We start from the raw sequence: 21,781 nt of genomic DNA, 5'->3' as shown, positions 1-21,781 counted from the left end.
ATTTCTTACTTTTGATAAGAACTAATCGTTTATTATGAATACTATCCTTGAATGGTGCCAAACCAGGCTTAAGTTCACTGTTTTAGCGCTGTGCCTGTTGGGGATGTTGCTGCCCGCACTGACCAAAGCGCAATATTTCGGACAGAATAAAATGCGCTACAAAAAGCTGAACTTCGAAGTGAAAGAAACACCACATTTCGAAATGTATAGTTACCTCAAGAATGACAGCCTTGTTAAATGGCTTTCGAAGGAAGCTGAGGTTTGGTACGGCATGCACCAGCAGGTATTTCAAGATACTTTTTTGCGTAAAAATCCCATCATCATCTATAATAACCATCCCGAGTTTCAACAAACCACTGCAATTTCCGGCGAGATTTCTGTGGGAACGGGTGGTGTTACGGAGGCTTTCAAGCAGCGCGTTGTGATGCCTGTTATGCAGATTAACCAACAAACACGCCACGTCTTGGGTCACGAGATGGTGCACGCGTTCCAGTATCGTGTGTTGATGGAAGGCAAGGATACCACGCGGCTGGAAAGTGTAGCAAACATTCCCCTCTGGATGGTGGAAGGTATGGCGGAGTATCTTTCTATCGGTAAAAAAGATGCCTTCACCGCGATGTGGATGCGCGATGCCTACGCACGCAAGGATATTCCCTCGCTCAAACAACTGACCGAGCAATCCTACGCTTATTTTCCATACCGGTATGGGCAGGCTTTTCTAGCTTACGTTGGCGCAACTTATGGCGATACGGTGATTATGCCGATGTTTTTGGAGACCGCTAAATATGGCTATGAAATAGCGATGAAGCGTGTTTTCGGCTACGACGCCCAAACCATGTCGACCTTGTGGCGCAACAGCATGGAAACTACCTTTAAAGGTTTAAATAAGGATACGGTTTCTCGACCTATTGGACAGCCGTTGATCACGGCTAACAATGGCGGCCGCATGAATGTCGCACCGGCTATATCGCCGGACGGAAAGTACGTCGCCTTTATGTCGGAGAAGGATCTTTTCGGCATTGACCTGTTTTTGGCCGATGCGTATACCGGGCAGGTCATCAGGAAGCTGGGTAGTCGCATGACAAACAAGGATATTGACGAGTTTAGCTACTTAGAGTCTGCGGGCGATTTTTCGGCAGATAGCAAGCGATTTGCCTTTAGTGTGTTTAGTGAAGGGAAAAATAAGCTGATGGTGATTGACGTCAAAACCGGAAAGGTATTAACTGTTCAGGCTATGGGCGACATCTACGAATTTACGAACATCAGCTTTTCTCCGGATGGCGACCATGTTGCTTTCTCTGGGTTGAAGGAGGGGCAGAGTGATATTTATACATATAACTTGAAAACTAAGGAGCTGGTGCAGCTAACCAACGATAAGTATGCTGACTTTCAGCCTAGTTATTCGCCTGATGGGAAGCTTATAGTTTTCAGTACAGATCGGGTAGCCTATGAGAGCGACACGCGGTCGGTAGATATTCCTATGGGGTTGGCGCTGTTAAATGTGGATACGAAGGAGATTTCGAATATTCCTGTGTTTCCGGGGGCTAATAATCTGAATCCACATTTTTCAGGAGATGGATCTTATGTTTACTTCCTTTCCAATGGCGATGGCTATCGCAATATGTTTCGCTATTCACGGAGCACCTTGGCCGTGGAGCAGATGACGGATTATTTTACAGGGATCAGTGGTATCACGGAGTACTCTCCAGCCATGAGCATTTCCAATGATGATGATATCGTCTATTCTTACTTTAAAGGTAATCAGTACAATGTCTATAAAGCGAAGGCCTCGGAATTTGAGGCAAAACTGGTAGACGCGACATCGGTAGACTTTGCTGCCGCGATGTTGCCGCCGGATGTCAATCGTGGTGTCAATGTGGTGAATACAAACTTGCAGAATTTTAACCGCTATGAGCGCATTGCTGAGTCGCAGATTCGCCCGATCCCATACCGGTCGAAATTCAAGTTGGATTATTTGGCCAATACGGGCGTCGGCATGACCGTAGGTTCTCGCTACGGTGCCGGTATGGCGGGTGGTGTTTTCGGTAGTTTCTCCGATATCTTGGGCTACAACCAGATTTTCACAACGCTTAACATAAATGGCGAGATATATGATTTCGGTGGACAAGTGGCTTATGTGAACCAAAAGAGCCGTTGGAACTGGGGTGGATCTATTTCCCATATTCCTTATCGATATGGTTTCCGTGCTTTTGATCGCGAAGATCTAGGCAATGGCGAGGAGGTTGTTATCAATGACTATATTATTCGCCAGTTTGAAACCCAATTGGATGCCTTTGTTGCCTATCCGTTTAATCGGTACCATCGCTTTGAAATTGGTGGTGCGGTGGCTCGCTATGGTTACCGTGCGGAGAAATGGCGTCAAAGTTATTTTTTCAACTATGGCGATCGTGAACGTCTTTCAAGTGCAGAGGCTGCAGCTTTGGGTTTTGGAAATCTAGATCCATTGAGTGTGCAACAGGCCAGTGCTTCTTTTGTCGGTGATAAATCCACTTTTGGTATGGCCGCTCCGCTGGACGGCTTTCGATATCGCCTTGGGGTAGCCCAGTATATAGGTGATCTGGATTTTACTGCTTATACCATTGATTTAAGACGATACCTACGGTTGAAGCCGGTCACAATCGCGGCGCGCGCGTACTCCTACATTCGATCTGGTACGGATGAAAATCGTCTCCGTGGAAACTATATAGGTTATCCGTTTTTTATTCGTGGTTTTGATAACCTAACCCCAGAGAAGGTAGGTAATCTTTCTTTTAATGATTTAATGGGTGCACGTGTGCTCGTTGGTAACTTTGAGATTCGTTTGCCCTTTACTGGTCCAGAGAAATTAGCGGCGGTGAAATCGGGCTTTCTTTTTTCTGATCTCAATCTATTCTTCGATGCGGGCTTGGCCTGGAACAAAGGCAATATCATTGTAAGTAGCCTCGATAAGAAACCTGTCGTACAGCAAACGGATATTAACAATCAGCCGATTGTTGACGAATCAGGCGCGCCAATCATGGGGTATGATAAGAACTATCGGGTGCCTGTTTTCAGTGCGGGCGTGTCGATGCGCGTTAATCTCTTTGGTGCCATGATAATTGAGCCTTATTATGCCGTGCCGTTTATTCGTTCGCGGACACAGTTTGGTACCTTCGGATTAAACTTTATGCCGGGCTGGTAGTCCAACTATTGGACAGTGCGGTTGGTTATTTAGGGTAAGGTTGTTAAAGGTCGTTGTTTAGCTTTAGGCATAAACAACGACTTTTTTATTTGCTGTCGCTGTAGGCATCGCGTAAAGGTTTAACCAATTGGGGTTTTTTAAACGGATGATTTTCTCGCGCTGCATACGGGTGAAATGTTGCAGCTGTGTTTTGTGGGCTTCTGCCTTCTCCTTGCTTTCAAAAAAAGCCATATATACTACATTGCTCAGTTTTGGCGCGTTACCAAATAGGGCTGATGATGCATTTCTTATTTCTGCTAAACGCATGTTGATGTCTGTGCAATGCCCCACCTCTAAATAGGTACGATTGCTGTCTGTGACGATGTATACGGTGTGCTTTTCCATGTTTAATTCCTTATCTATCTACTAATATATTTGGTGATATCAATCTTAATTACTAATTTTATTGGCACAATAATACTAATAAAATTAGTTTTTTAAAATTTTTTAATAAAAATATGTCAAATATCGCCTCCAATCTTAAGTTTTTAAGGAAAAAAAAAGGACTAACACAGCAGCAATTTGCGGATGCCATGGAGATCAAAAGGGCCTCTGTAGGTGCGTATGAGGAAGATCGTGCAGAACCGAAGTATGAGTTGCTAAAAAAGATAGCTGAATTTTATGACTTGACGATGGATGAGCTGGCGCACGACCAAATCGATGACAAATGGCGCCCAACGCCAAGAAGCAACGCATCCAACTTGCGTATCTTGAGCGTAACGGTGGATAGCCAAGATCGCGAAAATATCGAGTTAGTTCCGGTGAAAGCGAGCGCGGGTTATCTAAATGGTTACGGTGATCCCGAGTATGTGGCGGAATTACCTAAATTTTCGTTGCCGATGTTTAATCAAGGTAGCTACAGGGCTTTTGAAATCAAAGGCGATTCCATGTTACCACTGCCTTCTGGAAGCATTATTATTGCGGAATATGTTGAAAACTGGCATGATATTAAGGTGGGGCAGACCTATGTAGTTGTTTCCAAAGAGGATGGTGTAGTGTATAAGCGCATCGGGCAGAAGTTTAAAGAGGATAAGGGATTGAAGCTGGTTTCGGATAACAAATCTTATGACGCATATTGGGTGCAAACGCCTGATATCATTGAGGTGTGGAAGGCTAAAGCTTTCATCAGCACAGCTTTGCCTGAGCCGAGCCCAGAGCCTACGATGGAAACGTTGACTTCGATGATGGCACAGATGCAGAAGACGATTAGTGCGGTGGTGGACAATAAATGATGATTTATTTTGTTCTTTAAAAGAATTTTCCTAGATTTGTAAAATCTGAAAAGAGGGGGCATCGTATGCCCCCTTTTTTAATTCACTTATAGAAATATAACGATGCAAATAGAAGAAAGAGTACGCGAGTTGGTGGAAGAGAAGATTGCAGGCCGTGATGATCTTTTTATCGTTCGTATAAAAATGCACAGCAATAGGCTGTTGGAAATCCTGCTAGACGGGGATAACGGCATTGCGATTGAAGATTGTGCAAAGGTTAGCCGCCACGTTGGTTTTCATTTGGAGGAGGAGAACGTAATCGATCAAGCTTATCGCTTGGAGGTTTCCTCGCCAGGTATTGACACCCCTTTGCTTCTTGCACGGCAGTATGCTAAAAATATCGATAGGGAAGTGCGCGTGAAAACGGAAGATGGTAGTAAGCGGGAAGGTAAACTTGTTGCCGTATCAGATAGTCACATCGTGATCGAAGAAAAAGTAAAAGAGAAAGGAAAAAAAGCCGAATTAATACCGGCGGAAATTCCGTTTGAACATATAAAAGAAACCAAGGTGTTAATTTCATTTAAATAAAAATGAGCAGCAATATCAATTTGATCGACTCCTTTCAGGAGTTCAAGGATTTTAAGAATATTGACCGTCCAACGGTTATTACGGTTTTGGAAGAAGTTTTCCGCAGCATGATTCGGAAGCGCTTCGGAACAGATGAGAACGTCGATGTAATCGTCAACCCGGATAACGGGGATTTGGAAATCTGGAGAACGCGCGTAGTGATGGAGGATGGTTTTTCCGAAGATGATGATCTAGAAATCGAGTTGGCGGAAGCACATCAGCATGATCCAGATTTGGAAGTGGGCGATGATTTCATCGAACAGATCACCTTGGAAAGCTTCGGACGTCGTGCTATCTTGGCCGCTCGTCAGACATTGGTTTCCAAAATTCTGGAATTGGAGAAAGATGAGGTGTTCAAGAAATATAAGGATCGTGAAGGTGAATTGGTGATCGGTGAGGTTTACCAAATTTGGAAGAAAGAGATCTTGGTATTGGACGAGGATGGTAACGAGTTGATCTTGCCAAAGACCGAACAGATTCCTGCAGATTACTTCAAAAAGGGAGATAGCATCCGTGCGGTGGTTTCTAAGGTTGACATGATGAACAGCAACCCTAAGATCATTATCTCGCGTACAGCACCGGAGTTCTTGCAACGTTTATTTGAATTGGAAGTGCCCGAGATTTTCGACGGTTTGATTATGATCAGAAAGATCGTCCGCGAGCCGGGCGAGCGTGCAAAGGTTGCTGTAGAGTCTTACGATGATCGTATTGACCCTGTTGGTGCCTGTGTGGGTATGAAAGGTTCGCGTATCCATGGTATCGTTCGCGAGTTGCGCAATGAGAATATTGACGTAATCAATTTCACGTCTAACCATTCCTTGTACATCACACGCGCGTTGAGCCCTGCACGTATTTCATCGATCAAAATTGACGAAGAACACAAAACTGCAGCGGTGTATTTGAAGCCAGATCAGGTGTCTTTGGCAATTGGCCGTGGCGGACATAACATTAAATTGGCTGGTAAATTAAGTGGCTACGAGATCGATGTCTATCGCGAGAATGACGAGGTGGAGGAAGATGTGGATATCGAAGAATTCGCAGATGAAATCGATAGCTGGATTATCGACGAGTTGAAGCGTGTGGGCTTGGACACTGCGAAATCGGTGCTATCGTTGACACAAGAAGAACTTGTGCGGCGCACAGACTTGGAAGAAGATACGGTTTTGGAAATCGTACGTATCCTCCAAGCCGAGTTTGAATAGGACTTGCCAGTCCGGAAGACACTGAAAAAACAATTGTTCTTAAATTGTTTTTTCAGTGTAAAAAAGCATATTTTTGTAGTACTAAATATTAGAAGGTAAAAAAATAGATGACAGAAGGAAAAAGCGTAAACTTGCTAAAGGCAGCAAAAGAACTGAACATTGGGATAGGTACGGCTGTCGATTTCTTGGTAAAAAGAGGATTCGATGTCGATTCGAAGCCTAGCACCAAGTTATCGCCGGATATGTATGGTGTTCTTCTCAAAGAATTTCAAGGAGACAAGATCGTAAAAGACGAAGCAAAACAAATTGTTATCGGAAAAATTCGTCGCGACGAGTCGACTGCTGGAACAGGTGGCCTTTATCCTTCAGAATCTAAAGAGCAGGGGGATGATCAGGTTGCTGATGTGCAGGAAACTGTAGCAAAGAGCACCCCACAGGAGGTAGCACAGCCTGCAAAGCCGGAAAGCAAAGAGGAGCAAGAGAAGAAAGAGGAAGTAGGGCACCTGAAGGTTATCGGCAAAATTGATTTGGATAGCCTGAATAGAGGGAAATCGAAAAAGGTAGAAGCTACAGAAGCTCCGGTAGCGGAGACAAAAGCTGAAACACCGAAAGAAGTAGCGCCAGTACAGCCTGAACCTCAAAAAGAGGAAGCTAAGCCTGTCGTGGAGACTCCTAAAGTAGAAGCTCCCGTACAAGCAGCCACGCCTGAGAAGGTCGAGGTGCCAGCTGTGACGCAACCTAAAGCGGAGCCCAAAGAAGAAGTTAAAACCGAGCCTAAGGCCGACATGAATAAAGAAATTACAGAAAGCAAGCCTCCTGTAAAAGGAGATGCTACCACTCCTCCTGCAGCCGCTGCCGCAGAGCCGCAGAACAGTGTCATCAGAGCACGTTCGGAAACTTTAGCGGGACCGAAGGTTGTGGGCAAGATCCAGTTGCCTGTTGAGCGTAAACCTGTTGCTTCTTCGTCGAATGCAGCAAACAACGACAACAAACGCAAGCGTAAACGCTCCAACAAGCATCCTAATGGACCGGTAAATCCAAATTCCACTGATGCTCAACGCCAGTCCGGCGATAACCGGAATTCTGGTAATGCAGGAGGTAGCGGCGGAAACGCAAATAATAACAATCGTCAAGGTGGCGGCTTTAACCGCGGACCAGGACAACAAAATAATCGTCAAGGCGGCGGTGGTTTCAACCGTGCTGGTGGACCACAAGGTAACCGTCATGATAACCGCGGTAAGGGACGTCCGGCGGATACGCCGAAAGAGGAACCTTCGGACAAAGAAATACAAGACCAAATCAAAGCGACACTTGCTCGCTTGAGTGGTGCAGGTAAATCGGGTAAATTTGCACAGCGTGCTAAACTTCGTAGACAGAAGCGTGACGATATCGCTTTATCTGCAGAAGAAGCAGCAATGGAGGAAGCAGCACAATCCAAAATCTTGCGCGTAACGGAGTTTGTTACAGCAAATGAGTTGGCTAATTTGATGGACGTGCAGGTTACGCAGGTTATTTCAACCTGTATGAGCTTAGGTATGTTTGTGTCAATCAACCAACGTTTGGATGCGGAGACGCTTGCTATTGTGGCCGATGAGTTCGGTTATCAATTAGAGTTTATCAAGCCAGAGGACGAAGAGGTTACCGAGCTAGAAGAAGCGGATAATGCAGACAACCTGATCGCTAGAGCGCCAATTGTGACCGTTATGGGACACGTTGACCACGGTAAGACGTCCTTATTGGATTATATCCGTAAAGCGAATGTAACCAAAGGTGAGGCTGGTGGTATCACGCAGCACATTGGTGCCTATGCGGTGAAATTGGATGATGGTCGGAAGATCACCTTCTTGGATACGCCAGGTCACGAGGCCTTTACCGCGATGCGTGCACGTGGTGCTAAGGTTACGGATATCGTTATCATTGTTATTGCTGCGGACGACGCGGTGATGCCGCAAACAAGAGAGGCTATTAACCATGCGCAAGCTGCAGGTTCGCCAATCGTCTTTGCGTTTACTAAAGTAGATAAACCGGGCGCTAACGCTGACAAAATACGCGAACAACTTTCGGCCATGAATATCTTGGTGGAAGATTGGGGCGGTAAATATCAAGCACAAGAGATTTCTGCGAAGACAGGAGAGAATGTAGAGTTATTACTCGAGAAGGTTCTTTTGGAAGCAGAGATGTTAGAATTGAAAGCTGATCCTAACAAACGTGCGGTAGGTTCGGTTATCGAGGCTGCATTGGATAAAGGACGTGGAATTGTAACTACAGTATTGGTACAAGGTGGTACTTTGCGTGTAGGTGATGCTATCTTAGCAGGATCTCACTCGGGTAAGGTCAAAGCGTTGACTAACGAGCGCGGCGAACGGGTGAAAGAGGCAGGACCATCTATCCCTGTACAGATCTTGGGTATGTCTGGTGCTCCAACAGCTGGAGATAGATTATATGTGTTGGAAAGCGAATCTGAAGCTCGCCAAGTGGCAAATAAACGTTTGCAATTGCAGCGTGAGCAAGGTATGCGTGCTACGAAACACATTACCTTGGATGAGATCGGCCGTCGTTTGGCAATCGGTAACTTTAAAGAACTTAACGTTATCGTGAAAGGGGACGTGGATGGATCAATCGAGGCACTTTCTGACTCCTTGTTGAAACTGTCTACAGACGAGATCCAGGTAAACATTATCCACAAATCGGTGGGTGCAATTTCCGAGTCCGATGTGTTATTGGCATCTGCTTCTGATGCGATCATCATTGGTTTCCAAGTACGTCCAACGCAAGGATCGCGTAAGTTGGCCGAGCAAGAACAGATTGATATCCGTTTGTACTCGATCATCTACGATGCTATTGATGAGTTAAAATCGGCGATGGAAGGTATGTTGGCACCGAAATTTGAAGAGAAGATCGTTGCTGAAGTACAGATTCGCGAAACCTTCAAAATTTCAAAAGTGGGTACAATCGCTGGTTGTATGGTGACAGATGGTAAGATCAATAGAAACAATGATATCCGCGTGATTCGCGAGGGTGTGGTTATCCATACGGGTAAACTTGCTTCCTTGAAACGTTTCAAAGACGACGTGAAAGAAGTGGCACAAGGATACGAATGTGGTTTGAATATCGATCGTTTCAACGATATCCAAGTAGGCGATATTGTGGAAGCATACGAACAAGTTGAAGTAAAACGTAAACTCTAACGGTTTTTACGTCTACTATACAATCCTGACAGTGAAAACTGTCAGGATTTTTTTATGCCCTATAAAATTGATCTATTTGCCTGTTCTTGATAATTAACCTATTTTTATGGCATGTACAAATTTGAAATAGCGCGTATTACTCCTCAACCGAATGACAACGTAACGATCACTTTCAACGATCTGTCGGGTACCTATCCTACACCAAAATCTGGACAGTTTCTTACCTTGTCTTTCACCTTTGGCGAGCGGGAGGTGCGTCGTTCCTATTCGTTCAGCAGCTCGTCCGCACTCGACGAGCCCTTGGCAATTACGGTGAAGCGTGTGGACAACGGGGAAATTTCAAGATTGCTGCACCATCGTTCCAAAGTAGGAGATGTCATTGACGTATTGGAGCCACAAGGCTTGTTTTATTATGAACCGGATGCTGACACGGAACGTACTATTTTCCTGTTTGCTGCTGGGGTTGGTGTAACGCCGCTGTATGCCATGCTAAAAACGGCGCTAGTGGCGGAGCAGCATACAAAAGTGGTGCTGGTCTACAGTAATGGCTCGCCCGCGCGTACGCTGTTCTATGACGAATTGCAAGCTTGGCAGGCGCAGTATCCCGATAGACTGACTATTGTATGGATTTTCTCCAATTCGAAGAACTTACTGAACGCTCGTTTAAATAGAGACTACCTATTGCGTATTGTACAAAAACATATGCCGCCCAATAATGAGGCACTTTTCTTTACCTGTGGACCGGTTTTTTACATGGATCTTGTCCGTTTTACCCTGTTGGGGATGGGTATTCCAGATCAACATATCCGCAAGGAAACTTTTCACTTTCCGGAAGAAGAGGAGGATGACGATGAGCGAGAGGAAGAGCCCGTTGATATGACCGCACACGATATCGTTTTACGCTTTCAAGGCATGGAATATAATCTATCCATTCCTTATAACAGGACGATATTGGACATCGGGTTGGCGCATAAAATAAAATTGCCCTATTCCTGCAAGTCGGGGATGTGTAGTACCTGTATTTCGCAATGTGTCAGCGGCGCGGTTCGTATGGATTATAATGAAGTGTTGACTGATCGGGAGGTAGAAAATGGCAAGTGTTTGATTTGTGTGGCTCATCCTGTAGAGGCAGGCACGGTCATTGAGGTAAGCTAGTCATGAGAGCACTTGTTATTGGCGCGACGGGCGCAACAGGAAGAGAATTGGTTAAGCAGTTGTTGGCCGATGCACGTTTTACCGAGGTGGTGGCTTTTGTTAGGCGGCCTTATTTCGAAGAGCAGCCTAAGTTGATCGAATGCATAGTGGATTTCGAAAACTTGGCCGCTTCAGCCGATTATATATATGGCGATGTCGCATTTTCCTGTCTGGGTACCACATTGAAAGATGCGGGAAGCAAAGCGGCACAGTGGCATGTGGATCATGACTATCAACTTGAATTTGCGCAATGGTGCCAAACAAAGGAAGTGCGTCATTTCCTATTGCTCTCGGCTGTAGGGGTAGACCCCAACTCCAATTTCTTTTACAACAAAATGAAGGGCGTTCTGGAAATGGAAGTACGTGCGTTGCATTTCGACCAATTAACAATCGTCCAACCAGGTTTAATTTTGCGCCCCAACTCCGATCGAGTAGGCGAAGTATTGGCCGGCAAGATGCTTCTTTTTTTCAATAAGATTGGCCTTTTTAAGCAGTACGCTCCCACGAGCACCGCTAAATTGGCTAGTATCTTTGTGCGGGAATCGAAGGTAAAAGGAAGAGGCGAGCGCGTCATCAAAACCAAAGATTACACGTCTTAATGGCCATTAGCGATAGCTCTTCGCGCAGTCTGATTCAAGAACGACAAACAGTTTTTCAAAAGTGCCATTATTCGCGTAATTATGGCGTTTTTGCTTTCAAATGCTTATCTTTAGGCGAATTTAAAAACGTAGACTTTGCGGATGCCGCGTCTACAGCATGTTCATCGAAAATTAATAGAATTTCAATAAAAAATTATGTCATCTAAAATTATTTACACGAAGACTGATGAGGCGCCATTGTTGGCGACTTATTCGTTTTTACCAATTGTTCAGGCATTTGCCAAAACTGCCGAAATCGAAGTTGAATTGAGAGACATTTCCCTAGCCGGTCGTATTCTTGCAAACTTTGCTGCCTCTTTACCCGCGGATCAGCAAACTGCAGATGCCTTGGCCGAGCTTGGTCAGTTGGCCACACAGCCTGAAGCAAATATTATCAAGTTGCCGAACATCTCGGCTTCCATTCCACAATTGAAAGGCGCTATTGCTGAACTGCAAAAAGCAGGATACAACGTACCCAACTATCCCGATAGCCCAGCTAATGCTGAGGAAGAAGAGATTAAAGCAACTTATGCGAAGGTATTGGGTTCTGCTGTAAACCCGGTTTTGCGGGAGGGTAACTCGGATCGTCGCGCACCTAAGGCGGTAAAGAACTATGCAAAAGCAAATCCACATAGCATGGGTGTTTGGTCTGCAGACAGCCAAACGAAGGTAGCTTCCATGACGGACGGTGATTTCTTTGCAACAGAGCAATCATTGACACTAGACAGTGATAGCCAATTCAAAATAGAATTTGTAGCCGAGAATGGCGATGTTAAAGAATTAAAAGGTCTTGGCAAATTAAAAGCAGGTGAGGTTATTGATAGTTCAGTGCTTAATCTTGGCAAGCTAAAAGCCTTCGTTTCGGAGACTATTGCGGAGGCAAAAGCGGCAGGTGTGCTGTTATCAGCTCACTTGAAAGCAACCATGATGAAGGTATCTGATCCAATTATCTTTGGTGCTATCGTTGAAGTATATTTCGCAGATCTTTTCGCAAAGTATGGCGAGTTGTTTGCCAGCCTTGGTATCAACAAAAACAATGGTTTGGGCGAGGTATACAGTAAAATTGCTGGTCAGCCTCAAGAGGCGGAAGTGAAAGCCGCTATCGAGGCTGCCATCGCCAATGGTCCTGATTTGGCCATGGTAAACTCTGATAAGGGTATTACTAACCTACATGTTCCTTCCGATGTAATCGTAGACGCTTCGATGCCTGCGATGATCCGTACATCTGGTCAAATGTGGAACAAAGAGGGTAAACCACAAGATACCTTCGCTATTATCCCAGATCGTTCGTATGCTGGCGTGTATGCTGCCGTTATTGAAGATTGTAAGGAGCACGGTGCTTATGATCCTAAAACAATGGGTTCTGTACCTAATGTGGGCTTAATGGCACAGAAAGCAGAAGAGTATGGTTCGCATGATAAGACCTTCCAAGCGGCAGCTAAAGGAACGATTCGCGTGGTTGATGCTGACGGAAAAGTGCTTATGGAACAGCCTGTAGAGAAAGGCGATATCTTCCGTATGTGTCAAACTAAAGATGCACCGATTCAAGACTGGGTTAAATTGGCTGTCAATCGTGCGCGCTTATCGGCTACACCAGCTGTATTCTGGTTAGACGAGGCACGTGCACACGATCGCGAGATCATCAAAAAAGTAAATGCCTATTTGGCAAACTATGATACGACAGGCTTGGATATTCGCATCTTATCTCCTGTAGAGGCTACTAAGTTTTCGGTAGAGCGCATCCGCAAAGGTGAAGACACCATCTCTGTAACGGGAAATGTGTTACGCGATTACTTAACAGATTTGTTCCCAATCTTAGAAGTTGGAACATCTGCGAAGATGCTGTCGATCGTTCCTTTGATGAATGGTGGTGGCTTGTTTGAAACTGGTGCCGGCGGATCAGCTCCTAAGCACGTCGAACAATTCCAAGAGGAAGGCTACCTTCGTTGGGATTCCCTTGGTGAATTTTTGGCTTTAGGTGCTTCTTTTGAACATCTATCACAAACGCAAGATAATGCTAAAGCACTGGTATTGGCTAATACACTTGACGTTGCTACAGAAAAGTTCCTAGCCAACGATAAATCGCCTGCACGTCGTGTTGGTCAGATAGACAATCGTGGTTCACACTTCTACTTGACCTTGTACTGGGCAGAGGCCTTAGCAGCGCAAACCGAAGATGCTGACTTGGCTGCAAAATTTGCTCCGTTAGCGAAATCATTGGAAGAAAACGAAGCGAAGATCAACGAAGAGTTGATCGCTGCGCAAGGAAAACCACAAGAAATTGGTGGCTACTACTTTCCGAATGATGATTTAGCTACGAAAGCGATGCGTCCTTCTGAGACATTAAATAATGCAATTGCCTCACTATAGTGTAAGGAAGTATTGCTAATCATAAAAAAGTCCTGCTTTGATATAAAGCAGGACTTTTTTTATACATGATTTCTAGTAAGGTTTTCGCGAATAACTAATTCTCGCAGTTTGATACTAGCCTATCCCAGCGATGTAGGTAAGGCACTTTAGTTCAAACGCTCGTTCTCGTTTGTTAGTTCGTCCGATTGGGCAAGCATACCGCGTCGCACCAATGGAGAAAGAACTTTTGTTTTCGCCAAATAATCTTCATTCTCCGCGTAGATGAAAAGCAATGTTCCATCTTTTATCGTATTGATGATCGGTTTTGCCAACGCTCTCGGTAGAGCAGGGCAGCCATAGCTTCTACCTAAGCGGCCTGTCGCCTTGATCATCGATTCGCTACAGTAATCTGCACCATGAACCACTACAGCGCGGGCCTTAGCTTGATCGTTGATTCCTTTTTCTAGGCCATTTAACACCAAAGAGTAGCCATTTCCACCTTGGTAGGTATTTTGGGTTTCGTAAAAACCTAGTGAACTTTGGTAAGAACCATGTCTATTGGAAAATGAAGTAGCAAAGTTTTCGCCCGAATTTTTACCGTGGGAAACAATGGTATGAAATAATACTTTTTCATTTTTCATGTCCAATACAACCATTCTTTTGGCGGTGGAAGGAAGCGTAAAATCAATCACGGTTAATATCCCATCCTTCTTAGGATGCAACAGTTTGTAGCCCTCTAGCGCTTGACTGAAGGCTTCAAATTTCAAAACAGCAGCAAGCTTCATCTTCTCGTAAAGAAGCTGGCTTGTTGATTTTGTCTCTTCTGTTTTTTCTGGGATAGGTTTGGTTGAACTTGTTTTAAAATCTTCGGAAAGCGTGGTTGGTATATAACTCACAAACAGCCCCGTCAACAATACAAAAAATAAACTACGCATACGCACAAATCTTTAATCCAAGTGCAAAACTAATAATAATTTATTAATCAAAGTGTTAAATAAATGTAAATATCATTCGATCACGATCACCAGTGCGTTGAAGGTCTTCGCCCAGTCAAAAACAAATTTAGCGTGTGAAGAGGCATTTCGGACACACATGTGGGATCGTGGTGTGGTGCCAAGGGACCAGCTCGTTTCAATAATCGCGCCTTTTGGGTTGTTGACGGGCACGCCATGCACGTATGCACCATTGGTGAATCGGCTTGCGTAAGGAGCGTAGCCCTCAATGGAGGTAGTGCCGTCCTTATAATAATACATCTTGGTTTTCTTCTCCTGTACTACAAACATGCCCGTTGGTGTTTCTTGCGCATAGGGCGGTTTGTGTTGGCCCGTCGTTGCCGGATTCATACTTCTTATTGCCCACTCGCAATCTCCGGTGCGTTCTGCGGTTAAAATATTTTGGTTGGTCACGTCGACAAATACCACCCGATGAAAGGTAACCGAGTCGCCTATGGTCTTAACATAGCGCTTAGGTGCTTCCCAAGTACCTTCAAAAGAAACGCCTTCCACCTGAACCATCGCGAGGGTATCACTGCTTTTGAGCTTCACCAAGGAGCCGTCGCGTCCATAGATGCTGGGTTTATCGGTTTCACCCAATGCATACAGCGGAGCCGACTGATAGCGTTCATTGCCCAACGAATCCGATATACGCGTATACTCATTGCGGTGATAGTTTTTGACAAGTGGAGCTTCTCTATTTTTGTTTTTATGGTTCTGCAAGACGGCATAGGACGCCGGTGCTCGTTGAAAATTTTCTACATAAGCCAGTTTTTCCTTGATCTTTTCCATCTGAAAGATACGCGTGGTATCCTTATAGGGATAGGTTTCCTCGAGCGTGTGTTTGTTATACGCTAAATCCGTTGATAGCTTGATATCGGCTGCCGTCTTTGGTTTCTTTTTCGCCTCCTCTTCCGCTTTTTTTATGGTTTCCAACGAATCCAAACGGCGTTGTTCTGCCGGATCCTCGGCGGCCTGCTTGGCTTCTTTAGTTTGATTACAGGAAATGCCTGCTATACAGCAGGACAGCAAGATTAGCTTCAGGGATAATTTCATGTAGGATAACGACTTTTTAATGGTCTATTTTACCAAATATACTAAAACAGACGCTTTTTTAAATAAACAAAATGGTGAATTATCTATTTTTAAATTGTTAAATTCGTACATACACCGGTTATAAATGAAATGGTACCACTACCTGATTTTGATATGTATTCCATATTCTTTATATGGCCAGGGTATCTTTCGACTAAAAGAGAACAAACCTGTCACGGTAAAGTTTGATTTGATCAACAACGTGGTGCTTGTCCCCTTAACTATCAATGGAATAACTTTTTCCTTCCTGTTGGACACAGGGGTCAAGGAAACGATCTTATTCGCGCAAGCCAATGATTCCCTATACCTCAACAACAAGAATAAGATGAAATTTCATGGCATAGGTTTGGAAGATGGGATTGAAGGGATCTTGTCGACGGGTAATGTTGTTGAGCTGGGTGCTGGTGCGGTGATTGATTCGCTTCATTGGCTCTATGTCATACAGGCTACAGAACTCGACATCTCGACAGATGTAGGTGTTGCCATCAATGGGATATTGGGTTCTAAATTTTTTCAGAGCTTCTCGGTGCGGATGGACTATATACGGCAACGGATGACGATTTACCCCAGAGGTTATGATTACAGTAAGGCGTTTGGAAAATATAAAAAGTTGCCTATTCAGATTGAGCACGATCGTCCCTATGTACAGGCGGCTCTAGGAAATGACGGCAATTGGGTAGAAGGGAAGATGCTGCTCGATATGGGCAATACGGATCCGATGATGCTCTTCTCTTTTTTGTTGCCGGGATTTATGCTGCGCAAACCTTTCGTGGAGGAATACATCGGGCGCGGCTTCAACGGAGAGATACATGGCAAAAGAAATCGGGTTGCGCGCGTCGTGCTGGGGGATTTTGAGTTGAAGTTCCCTATTGTAGCCTATCCAGATTCCAATGCTGTATTTATGAGTAAATTGACGAAGAACAGGATTGGCTCTGTCGGCAACCAAGTGCTTCAACGTTTCGATATGTTGCTAGATTACGAGCGGGAACTATGGTATCTTAAGAAGAACAAGAATTTCAATAAGCCTTTTCTGCTCAATATGGCGGGCATGGACATCAAGCATGATGGCATGATATGGGCAAAGGAGTTGGTGAAGATTCCAGCGAGAGCGAAAAATAACCATGGCTTACAGGCGGAAGACCAAGGTGTCACGATCAACTTGGCAAATAATGATCTGCAGTATAAGTTTGTGCTAAGGCCGACGTATCGTGTGTCGGGCATACGTAAGGATGCGCCAGCTGCGCGTGCGGGAGTACAGGTGAATGATGTGTTGTTAAAAGTCAACGGTACTTCGGTAAGTCAGCTTACGTTGGCAAAAATTATGGCTAAATTGCAGTCGAAGCCAGGCGAGTTTATCCGTTTGGTTATTGAGCGAGATGGGGTACTTCGGGATATCCGATTTCAATTAATCGATCCTATACCGTTAGCAGAGTAGGTTTATACGAAAAAAGCCGTATACAGGCTGCGTATGATGCAACCTGTATACGGCTTTGTGTTCCACCGGTATCCTTAGTCTGCCGGTGCTTTGCGCTTACTGCTGTTCGCTTTTGTTGATGAATACAAATTGGCCATCAAACACATCCACTTGGATAACCGAGTCGCGCGATACCTTTCCGGCCAGTATTTCTTTGGATAGCTCATTCAAAATTCGCTTTTGTATGACCCGCTTGAGCGGACGTGCACCATACACCGGGTCATAACCCAATTGTCCCAACCAATCCAAGGCTTCTTCGCTGGCAGAGATAAAGATGTTTTGCTCGGCAAGCTGCTGCTGCACGCGGTTAAACTGCATCCGTACAATGTTGCCTATCTCATTGCGACCGAGTGGTGTAAACATAATCACCTCATCAATGCGATTCAAGAATTCTGGACGTATTGATTTCTGTAGGATGTCGAATACTTCATCTTTCGTTTTGGCAACAACTTCATCACGATTATCATCCGTCAGCTTGGCAAAATTTTCCTGTATAACGCCCGAGCCTGTATTGGAAGTCATGATGATAATCGTATTCTTGAAGTTCACCACGCGTCCCTTGTTGTCGGTCAGGTGTCCGTCGTCCAGCACTTGCAACAGAATGTTGAACACATCGGGATGAGCCTTCTCTATCTCATCGAGGAGCACGACAGAGTAAGGTCTTCGGCGTACCGCTTCGGTAAGTTGTCCCCCTTCATCGTAACCCACATAGCCCGGAGGCGCACCGATAAGCCGAGAGACGGCATGGCGCTCTTGGTATTCCGACATATCAATCCGCACAAGCGCTTGCTCATCATCAAATAGAAATTCCGCCAAGGCTTTTGCGAGCTCCGTTTTACCAACCCCAGTTGTACCGAGAAAGATGAAGGAGCCAATAGGACGCTTGGCATCACTTAGGCCTGCACGCGAACGCCTAATTGCATCGGCGATGGCTTCTATTGCTTCTTCCTGCCCAGCTACACGTTTGTGCAGCTCTGCCTCTAGGTTGAGCAGCTTTTCGCGTTCCGACTGTATCATTTTACTGACAGGGATACCGGTCCAGCGGGATACCACGTCGGCAATATCATCGGATGTTACCTCTTCTTTCAGCATGCGGCTGGCCTGCTGCTTTTCCGCTAACTCCAATTTTAGTTTCTCTGCGCTGTCTTGCGCCTCTTTGATCTTTCCGTAACGCAGCTCTGCCACTCTGCCATAATCACCAGCACGTTCTGCTTGATCGGCTTCAAGTTTGTAATCTTCAATATTTTGGATCTCTTGGTTCACCCGGTCGACGAGTGTTTTTTCAGATTGCCAAGCCGCCTTTAACGAATCGCGCTCGGTGGATAGGTTGGCTATGGTTTCCGATAGCTCTTGTACTTTGCGCTCGTCGTGTTCCCGTTTGATGGCCTCGCGTTCAATCTCCAGTTGCATAATACGTCGATTCAATTCGTCAACGGCTTCTGGTACAGAGTCCATTTCTAGGCGTAGTTTCGAGGCCGCTTCATCAATTAAATCAATGGCTTTATCGGGTAGAAAGCGGTCGGTAATATAGCGCTGCGACAATTCGACGGCCGCGATAATAGATTCGTCAAGAATCCGTACTTTATGGTGCGTCTCGTACCGTTCTTTCAAGCCGCGTAAAATGGAAATGGCGTCCTGCGTGTCGGGCTCATCGACCATAACTTTCTGAAAGCGCCGTTCCAAGGCTTTATCTTTTTCAAAATATTTCTGAAACTCGTTAAGCGTCGTTGCGCCAATGGCGCGAAGCTCGCCGCGTGCCAAAGCTGGCTTCAAAATGTTAGCTGCATCCATAGCACCTTCGCCGCCACCGGCGCCCACTAGGGTATGGATTTCATCAATGAAGAGGATGATTTCACCATCGCTTTCCGCAACCTCCTTAACCACGGCTTTGAGGCGTTCCTCAAATTCGCCCTTATATTTTGCTCCAGCGATCAGCGCGCCCATGTCGAGCGAGAAAACTACTTTCGATTTCAGATTTTCTGGGGCGTCGCCCTTAATAATGCGGTAGGCAATACCTTCTGCTATGGCGGTCTTTCCCACACCGGGCTCGCCCACCAATATGGGGTTGTTCTTGGTGCGCCGCGATAAGATCTGCATCACGCGGCGTATTTCTTCGTCACGACCGATTACTGGATCCAATTTACCCGACTCGGCATACTCGTTAAGGTTGCGCGCATATTTGCCTAACGCATTGTAGGTTGCTTCGGCATTTTGATCGGTTACGCGAGACGATCCACGCAGTTCCTTAATCGCTGTTTTCAGGTCTTTCTCATTAACGCCTTGGTCTTTTAGTAAACCGCTTGTTTTGTCGCTAGCGGATAGTAAGGCGAGTAGGAGATGCTCAATGGAAACGAATTCGTCATTAAATTCTTTTAGATAGCTTTGAGCCTTCTGCAATACCGAGCTACTGGTATTGCTCAAATAGACATTACTACCACTAACCTTGGGCATGGATTGGATCAACTTGTCCAGCTCCGTGCTGATGTAGTCTACGTTCGCATTTAGTTTTTTTAATAGATGGCCAACGATATTTTCGTCGACAGTCAAAAGCGCCTTTAATATATGGGCGGGTTCTATAGCTTGTTGTTGATTTCCAACAGCTATTTCGGAGGCTTTTTGTATCGCTTCCTGTGCTTTAATTGTATAGTTGTTAAAATTCATAGGATATATTTCTTACGTTATGTAATCGTGTTCATCACGATGTTTAGTGCATAACAATTTATATGCCTTTTGGATTTACTAATTATTTTCGGAAATTTTGACATTTCTTTTTGTTTTGGACAGTCAAAATGTCTTGAAGTGTTTTTTTTATCTTTGATTTTCATGTAATTATTGCATTCCTAACAACAAATTTGTTATCAGCCTTGCATATTTTAGCCAAAGTTCTGATATTTGCACAACCAAGCAATTAAGCTTTAAAAGCCTCCTTAGCTCAGCTGGTAGAGCAACTGACTTGTAATCAGTAGGTCATTGGTTCGATCCCGATAGGAGGCTCAGATTTAAAAAGCGGTTTTTTTTGTAAAAAAACCGCTTTTTTGTTTTTTTACACGAGGATTAGTATAAATTTTTATCAATCACTGGAACTAGTTTTAGTTACGGATCAAGCAGAATCTTTGGGGGGCATAGAATAAATTCTTAGCTTAGCGCTCTTAAAATAGATTACCTTGCAAGACGCTGAACGTAAATTAGGATCAAGCAGAATCTTTGGGGGGCATAGAATTAATTCTTAGCTTAGCGCTCTTAAAATAGATTACCTTGCAAGACGCTGAACGTAAATTACTGTCTTTATTGATGCCCGAAGGGCTTTTAGATTATTTTGATATTATTGATGGTTCCAAGGTTGATGGAGAACTTCACATCTATCTTGATGAAAGAAACATTGCCCCCTCAGGCTATGAAAACAGTAAGCTGGAATCCAAAGGCTTTATGCCGGTTTCCCAGATCAAGGACTTTCCCATCCGGGGCCAAAAAGTCACCCTACATATCAGACGTAGACGTTGGACCGTGCTGGATACACGGGAGATCATTACCAGGGATTGGAACCTCGTTCATGAAGGTGCTCGGATGACTACGGAATTCGGGCTTTTTTTAAAGGGGATATTTGGATAACCATCCCATCAGTGCGCATCTTTTGGGACTTCTCTTTCAGCTGGATGGTAAGCAGCTGCAGGATCAGTACAGGAACCATCTGAGCGACTTTCATGATTGGGATCAGAAACACCACGCCGAGTACTGGACGGTATTTCCGGCAAATATCTCCGAGCGGCTGAGTATCGATGAGACCAGTTTTAGCAATGGCGAACTCTATACCGTTGTGGGCAGCAAAGCCTCCAAGGGAAGAAAAGGCACCATCCTGGCCAGCATTAAGGGAACAAAGGCAGAAGATATCATCGCTGTACTGGAACGTATCCCGCTCAGGTTGAGAAATAAAGTTCGTGAGGTAACGATGGATATGGCTCCCAATATGGCAAAGGCAATCCGCCGGTGTTTTGGGAATGTCAGAAGGGTCATCGATAGGTTCCATGTGCAGAAACTGGTTTATGATGCCGTTCAGGAACTGCGTATAAGGTACCGTTGGGAGGTGCTGGATGAAGAAAGTAAGAAGATCGCCAGTGCACGTAAGAAAGGTATTCCCTACGATCCTGAGCTGCTGTCCAATGGCGATACCATCAAACAGCTATTGGCAAGATCAAGATACCTGCTGTTCAAACATCCTTCAAAATGGACAGAAAGCCAAAAGCACCGTGCGGAAATCTTATTTGCACGTTTTCCCCTGTTAAAGAAAGCGTATGATTTGGCGATGGCACTGGGAGATATCTTCAACAAATGCAAGGATAAGATGGTAGCTTTTACCAAGCTTGGTCTGTGGCACAATCAGGTAGAAAACTCCGGTATCGCATCTTTTGAGAGTGTTGCCCGGTCAATTGCAGCACACCACACGGATATCCTTCACTACTTCGACAATAAAAGTACAAATGCTTCAGCGGAATCCTTCAATGCAAAACTTAAGGCCTTTAGGAGTATATTCCGCGGAGTCAGGGATACAAAATTCTTCCTGTACAGGGTAATGAAATTATATGCTTAAATTTTA

At 44.9% G+C, this 21,781-nt stretch carries 15 protein-coding genes and 1 tRNA gene; 12 read left to right on the top strand and 4 right to left on the bottom strand.

All coding sequences use genetic code 11. The annotated features are described in order from the left end of the window. The first annotated feature begins 34 nt into the window (after nucleotides 1–34). Nucleotides 35–3,181, top strand: coding sequence for a basic secretory protein-like protein (locus tag SCB77_RS00430; RefSeq protein WP_320184458.1), 3,147 nt, complete (start codon nucleotides 35–37; stop codon nucleotides 3,179–3,181). A 63-nt stretch (nucleotides 3,182–3,244) separates the two neighbouring features. Here SCB77_RS00430 and SCB77_RS00425 read toward each other — a convergent pair whose 3' ends face one another. Then, nucleotides 3,245–3,565, bottom strand: coding sequence for a GIY-YIG nuclease family protein (locus tag SCB77_RS00425; protein ID WP_320184457.1), 321 nt, complete (start codon nucleotides 3,563–3,565; stop codon nucleotides 3,245–3,247). 113 nt (nucleotides 3,566–3,678) lie between these two features. Here SCB77_RS00425 and SCB77_RS00420 point away from each other — a divergent pair, with 113 nt between their 5' ends. The 7 genes from SCB77_RS00420 (at nucleotide 3,679) to SCB77_RS00390 (ending at nucleotide 13,650) form a co-directional block, all read left to right on the top strand. Further along, a complete protein-coding gene (locus tag SCB77_RS00420) occupies nucleotides 3,679–4,452 on the top strand; it encodes an XRE family transcriptional regulator (RefSeq protein WP_320184456.1) in 774 nt (257 codons plus the stop codon). A gap of 102 nt (nucleotides 4,453–4,554) precedes the next feature. Then, nucleotides 4,555–5,019, top strand: a complete 465-nt coding sequence (gene rimP / locus SCB77_RS00415) for a ribosome assembly cofactor RimP (protein ID WP_320184455.1) — start codon at nucleotides 4,555–4,557, stop codon at nucleotides 5,017–5,019. Between the two features lie 2 nt (nucleotides 5,020–5,021). Further along, complete coding sequence (gene nusA / locus SCB77_RS00410) at nucleotides 5,022–6,260, top strand: transcription termination factor NusA (protein WP_320184454.1); 1,239 nt, start codon at nucleotides 5,022–5,024, stop codon at nucleotides 6,258–6,260. A 107-nt stretch (nucleotides 6,261–6,367) separates the two neighbouring features. Continuing rightward, a complete protein-coding gene (gene infB, locus SCB77_RS00405) occupies nucleotides 6,368–9,448 on the top strand; it encodes a translation initiation factor IF-2 (protein ID WP_320184453.1) in 3,081 nt (1,026 codons plus the stop codon). Between the two features lie 111 nt (nucleotides 9,449–9,559). Next, a complete protein-coding gene (locus SCB77_RS00400) occupies nucleotides 9,560–10,603 on the top strand; it encodes a ferredoxin--NADP reductase (RefSeq protein WP_320184452.1) in 1,044 nt (347 codons plus the stop codon). A gap of 2 nt (nucleotides 10,604–10,605) precedes the next feature. Further along, the gene (locus tag SCB77_RS00395) at nucleotides 10,606–11,241 is read left to right on the top strand and encodes an NAD(P)H-binding protein (protein WP_320184451.1); all 636 of its coding nucleotides are present in this window, start codon (nucleotides 10,606–10,608) and stop codon (nucleotides 11,239–11,241) included. A gap of 195 nt (nucleotides 11,242–11,436) precedes the next feature. Beyond that, the gene (locus SCB77_RS00390; RefSeq protein WP_320184450.1) at nucleotides 11,437–13,650 is read left to right on the top strand and encodes an NADP-dependent isocitrate dehydrogenase; all 2,214 of its coding nucleotides are present in this window, start codon (nucleotides 11,437–11,439) and stop codon (nucleotides 13,648–13,650) included. Between the two features lie 146 nt (nucleotides 13,651–13,796). Here the strand turns inward: SCB77_RS00390 and SCB77_RS00385 are convergent, their stop codons facing one another. Beyond that, a complete protein-coding gene (locus tag SCB77_RS00385) occupies nucleotides 13,797–14,564 on the bottom strand; it encodes a murein L,D-transpeptidase catalytic domain family protein (protein WP_320184449.1) in 768 nt (255 codons plus the stop codon). A 72-nt stretch (nucleotides 14,565–14,636) separates the two neighbouring features. Continuing rightward, nucleotides 14,637–15,677 (bottom strand): L,D-transpeptidase, encoded by a 1,041-nt coding sequence (locus tag SCB77_RS00380; protein ID WP_320184448.1) that lies wholly within the window; start codon nucleotides 15,675–15,677, stop codon nucleotides 14,637–14,639. Between the two features lie 124 nt (nucleotides 15,678–15,801). Between SCB77_RS00380 and SCB77_RS00375 the strand changes: the two genes are divergently transcribed. Then, nucleotides 15,802–17,151, top strand: a complete 1,350-nt coding sequence (locus SCB77_RS00375; RefSeq protein ID WP_320184447.1) for a PDZ domain-containing protein — start codon at nucleotides 15,802–15,804, stop codon at nucleotides 17,149–17,151. Nucleotides 17,152–17,247: 96 nt separating this feature from the next. Here the strand turns inward: SCB77_RS00375 and clpB are convergent, their stop codons facing one another. After that, on the bottom strand, nucleotides 17,248–19,851 hold the full coding sequence (gene clpB, locus SCB77_RS00370; protein WP_320184446.1) for an ATP-dependent chaperone ClpB: 2,604 nt from the start codon (nucleotides 19,849–19,851) through the stop codon (nucleotides 17,248–17,250). Between the two features lie 260 nt (nucleotides 19,852–20,111). Between clpB and SCB77_RS00365 the strand changes: the two genes are divergently transcribed. From SCB77_RS00365 to SCB77_RS00355, 3 genes are all read left to right on the top strand, one after another. After that, nucleotides 20,112–20,184: transfer RNA gene (locus SCB77_RS00365), tRNA-Thr, on the top strand. A 261-nt stretch (nucleotides 20,185–20,445) separates the two neighbouring features. Next, entirely contained in the window at nucleotides 20,446–20,799 is a 354-nt protein-coding gene (locus tag SCB77_RS00360; RefSeq protein ID WP_320184445.1) for an ISAon1 family transposase N-terminal region protein, read from the top strand. After that, the gene (locus tag SCB77_RS00355; protein ID WP_320184444.1) at nucleotides 20,792–21,775 is read left to right on the top strand and encodes an ISAon1 family transposase; all 984 of its coding nucleotides are present in this window, start codon (nucleotides 20,792–20,794) and stop codon (nucleotides 21,773–21,775) included. Before SCB77_RS00360 ends, SCB77_RS00355 begins: the two co-directional genes overlap by 8 nt. Nucleotides 21,776–21,781: the final 6 nt, after the last annotated feature.

It is taken from the genome of Sphingobacterium bambusae (genome assembly GCF_033955345.1).
GTDB lineage: Bacteria > Bacteroidota > Bacteroidia > Sphingobacteriales > Sphingobacteriaceae > Sphingobacterium > Sphingobacterium bambusae.
The sequence above is the reverse complement of the archived record's forward strand: the minus strand, read 5'-3'. Positions and strand labels throughout refer to the sequence as shown.

What these genes read in the sequence shown, in the direction of transcription:
- nusA (WP_320184454.1), top strand. Translation starts at nt 5,022, where the DNA reads ATGAGCAGCAATATCAATTTGATCGACTCCTTTCAGGAGTTCAAGGAT.
- SCB77_RS00430 (WP_320184458.1), top strand. Translation starts at nt 35, where the DNA reads ATGAATACTATCCTTGAATGGTGCCAAACCAGGCTTAAGTTCACTGTT.
- SCB77_RS00425 (WP_320184457.1), bottom strand. Translation starts at nt 3,565, where the DNA reads ATGGAAAAGCACACCGTATACATCGTCACAGACAGCAATCGTACCTAT.
- rimP (WP_320184455.1), top strand. Translation starts at nt 4,555, where the DNA reads ATGCAAATAGAAGAAAGAGTACGCGAGTTGGTGGAAGAGAAGATTGCA.
- SCB77_RS00400 (WP_320184452.1), top strand. Translation starts at nt 9,560, where the DNA reads ATGTACAAATTTGAAATAGCGCGTATTACTCCTCAACCGAATGACAAC.
- SCB77_RS00380 (WP_320184448.1), bottom strand. Translation starts at nt 15,677, where the DNA reads ATGAAATTATCCCTGAAGCTAATCTTGCTGTCCTGCTGTATAGCAGGC.
- SCB77_RS00390 (WP_320184450.1), top strand. Translation starts at nt 11,437, where the DNA reads ATGTCATCTAAAATTATTTACACGAAGACTGATGAGGCGCCATTGTTG.
- infB (WP_320184453.1), top strand. Translation starts at nt 6,368, where the DNA reads ATGACAGAAGGAAAAAGCGTAAACTTGCTAAAGGCAGCAAAAGAACTG.
- SCB77_RS00395 (WP_320184451.1), top strand. Translation starts at nt 10,606, where the DNA reads ATGAGAGCACTTGTTATTGGCGCGACGGGCGCAACAGGAAGAGAATTG.
- SCB77_RS00385 (WP_320184449.1), bottom strand. Translation starts at nt 14,564, where the DNA reads ATGCGTAGTTTATTTTTTGTATTGTTGACGGGGCTGTTTGTGAGTTAT.
- clpB (WP_320184446.1), bottom strand. Translation starts at nt 19,851, where the DNA reads ATGAATTTTAACAACTATACAATTAAAGCACAGGAAGCGATACAAAAA.
- SCB77_RS00375 (WP_320184447.1), top strand. Translation starts at nt 15,802, where the DNA reads ATGAAATGGTACCACTACCTGATTTTGATATGTATTCCATATTCTTTA.
- SCB77_RS00420 (WP_320184456.1), top strand. Translation starts at nt 3,679, where the DNA reads ATGTCAAATATCGCCTCCAATCTTAAGTTTTTAAGGAAAAAAAAAGGA.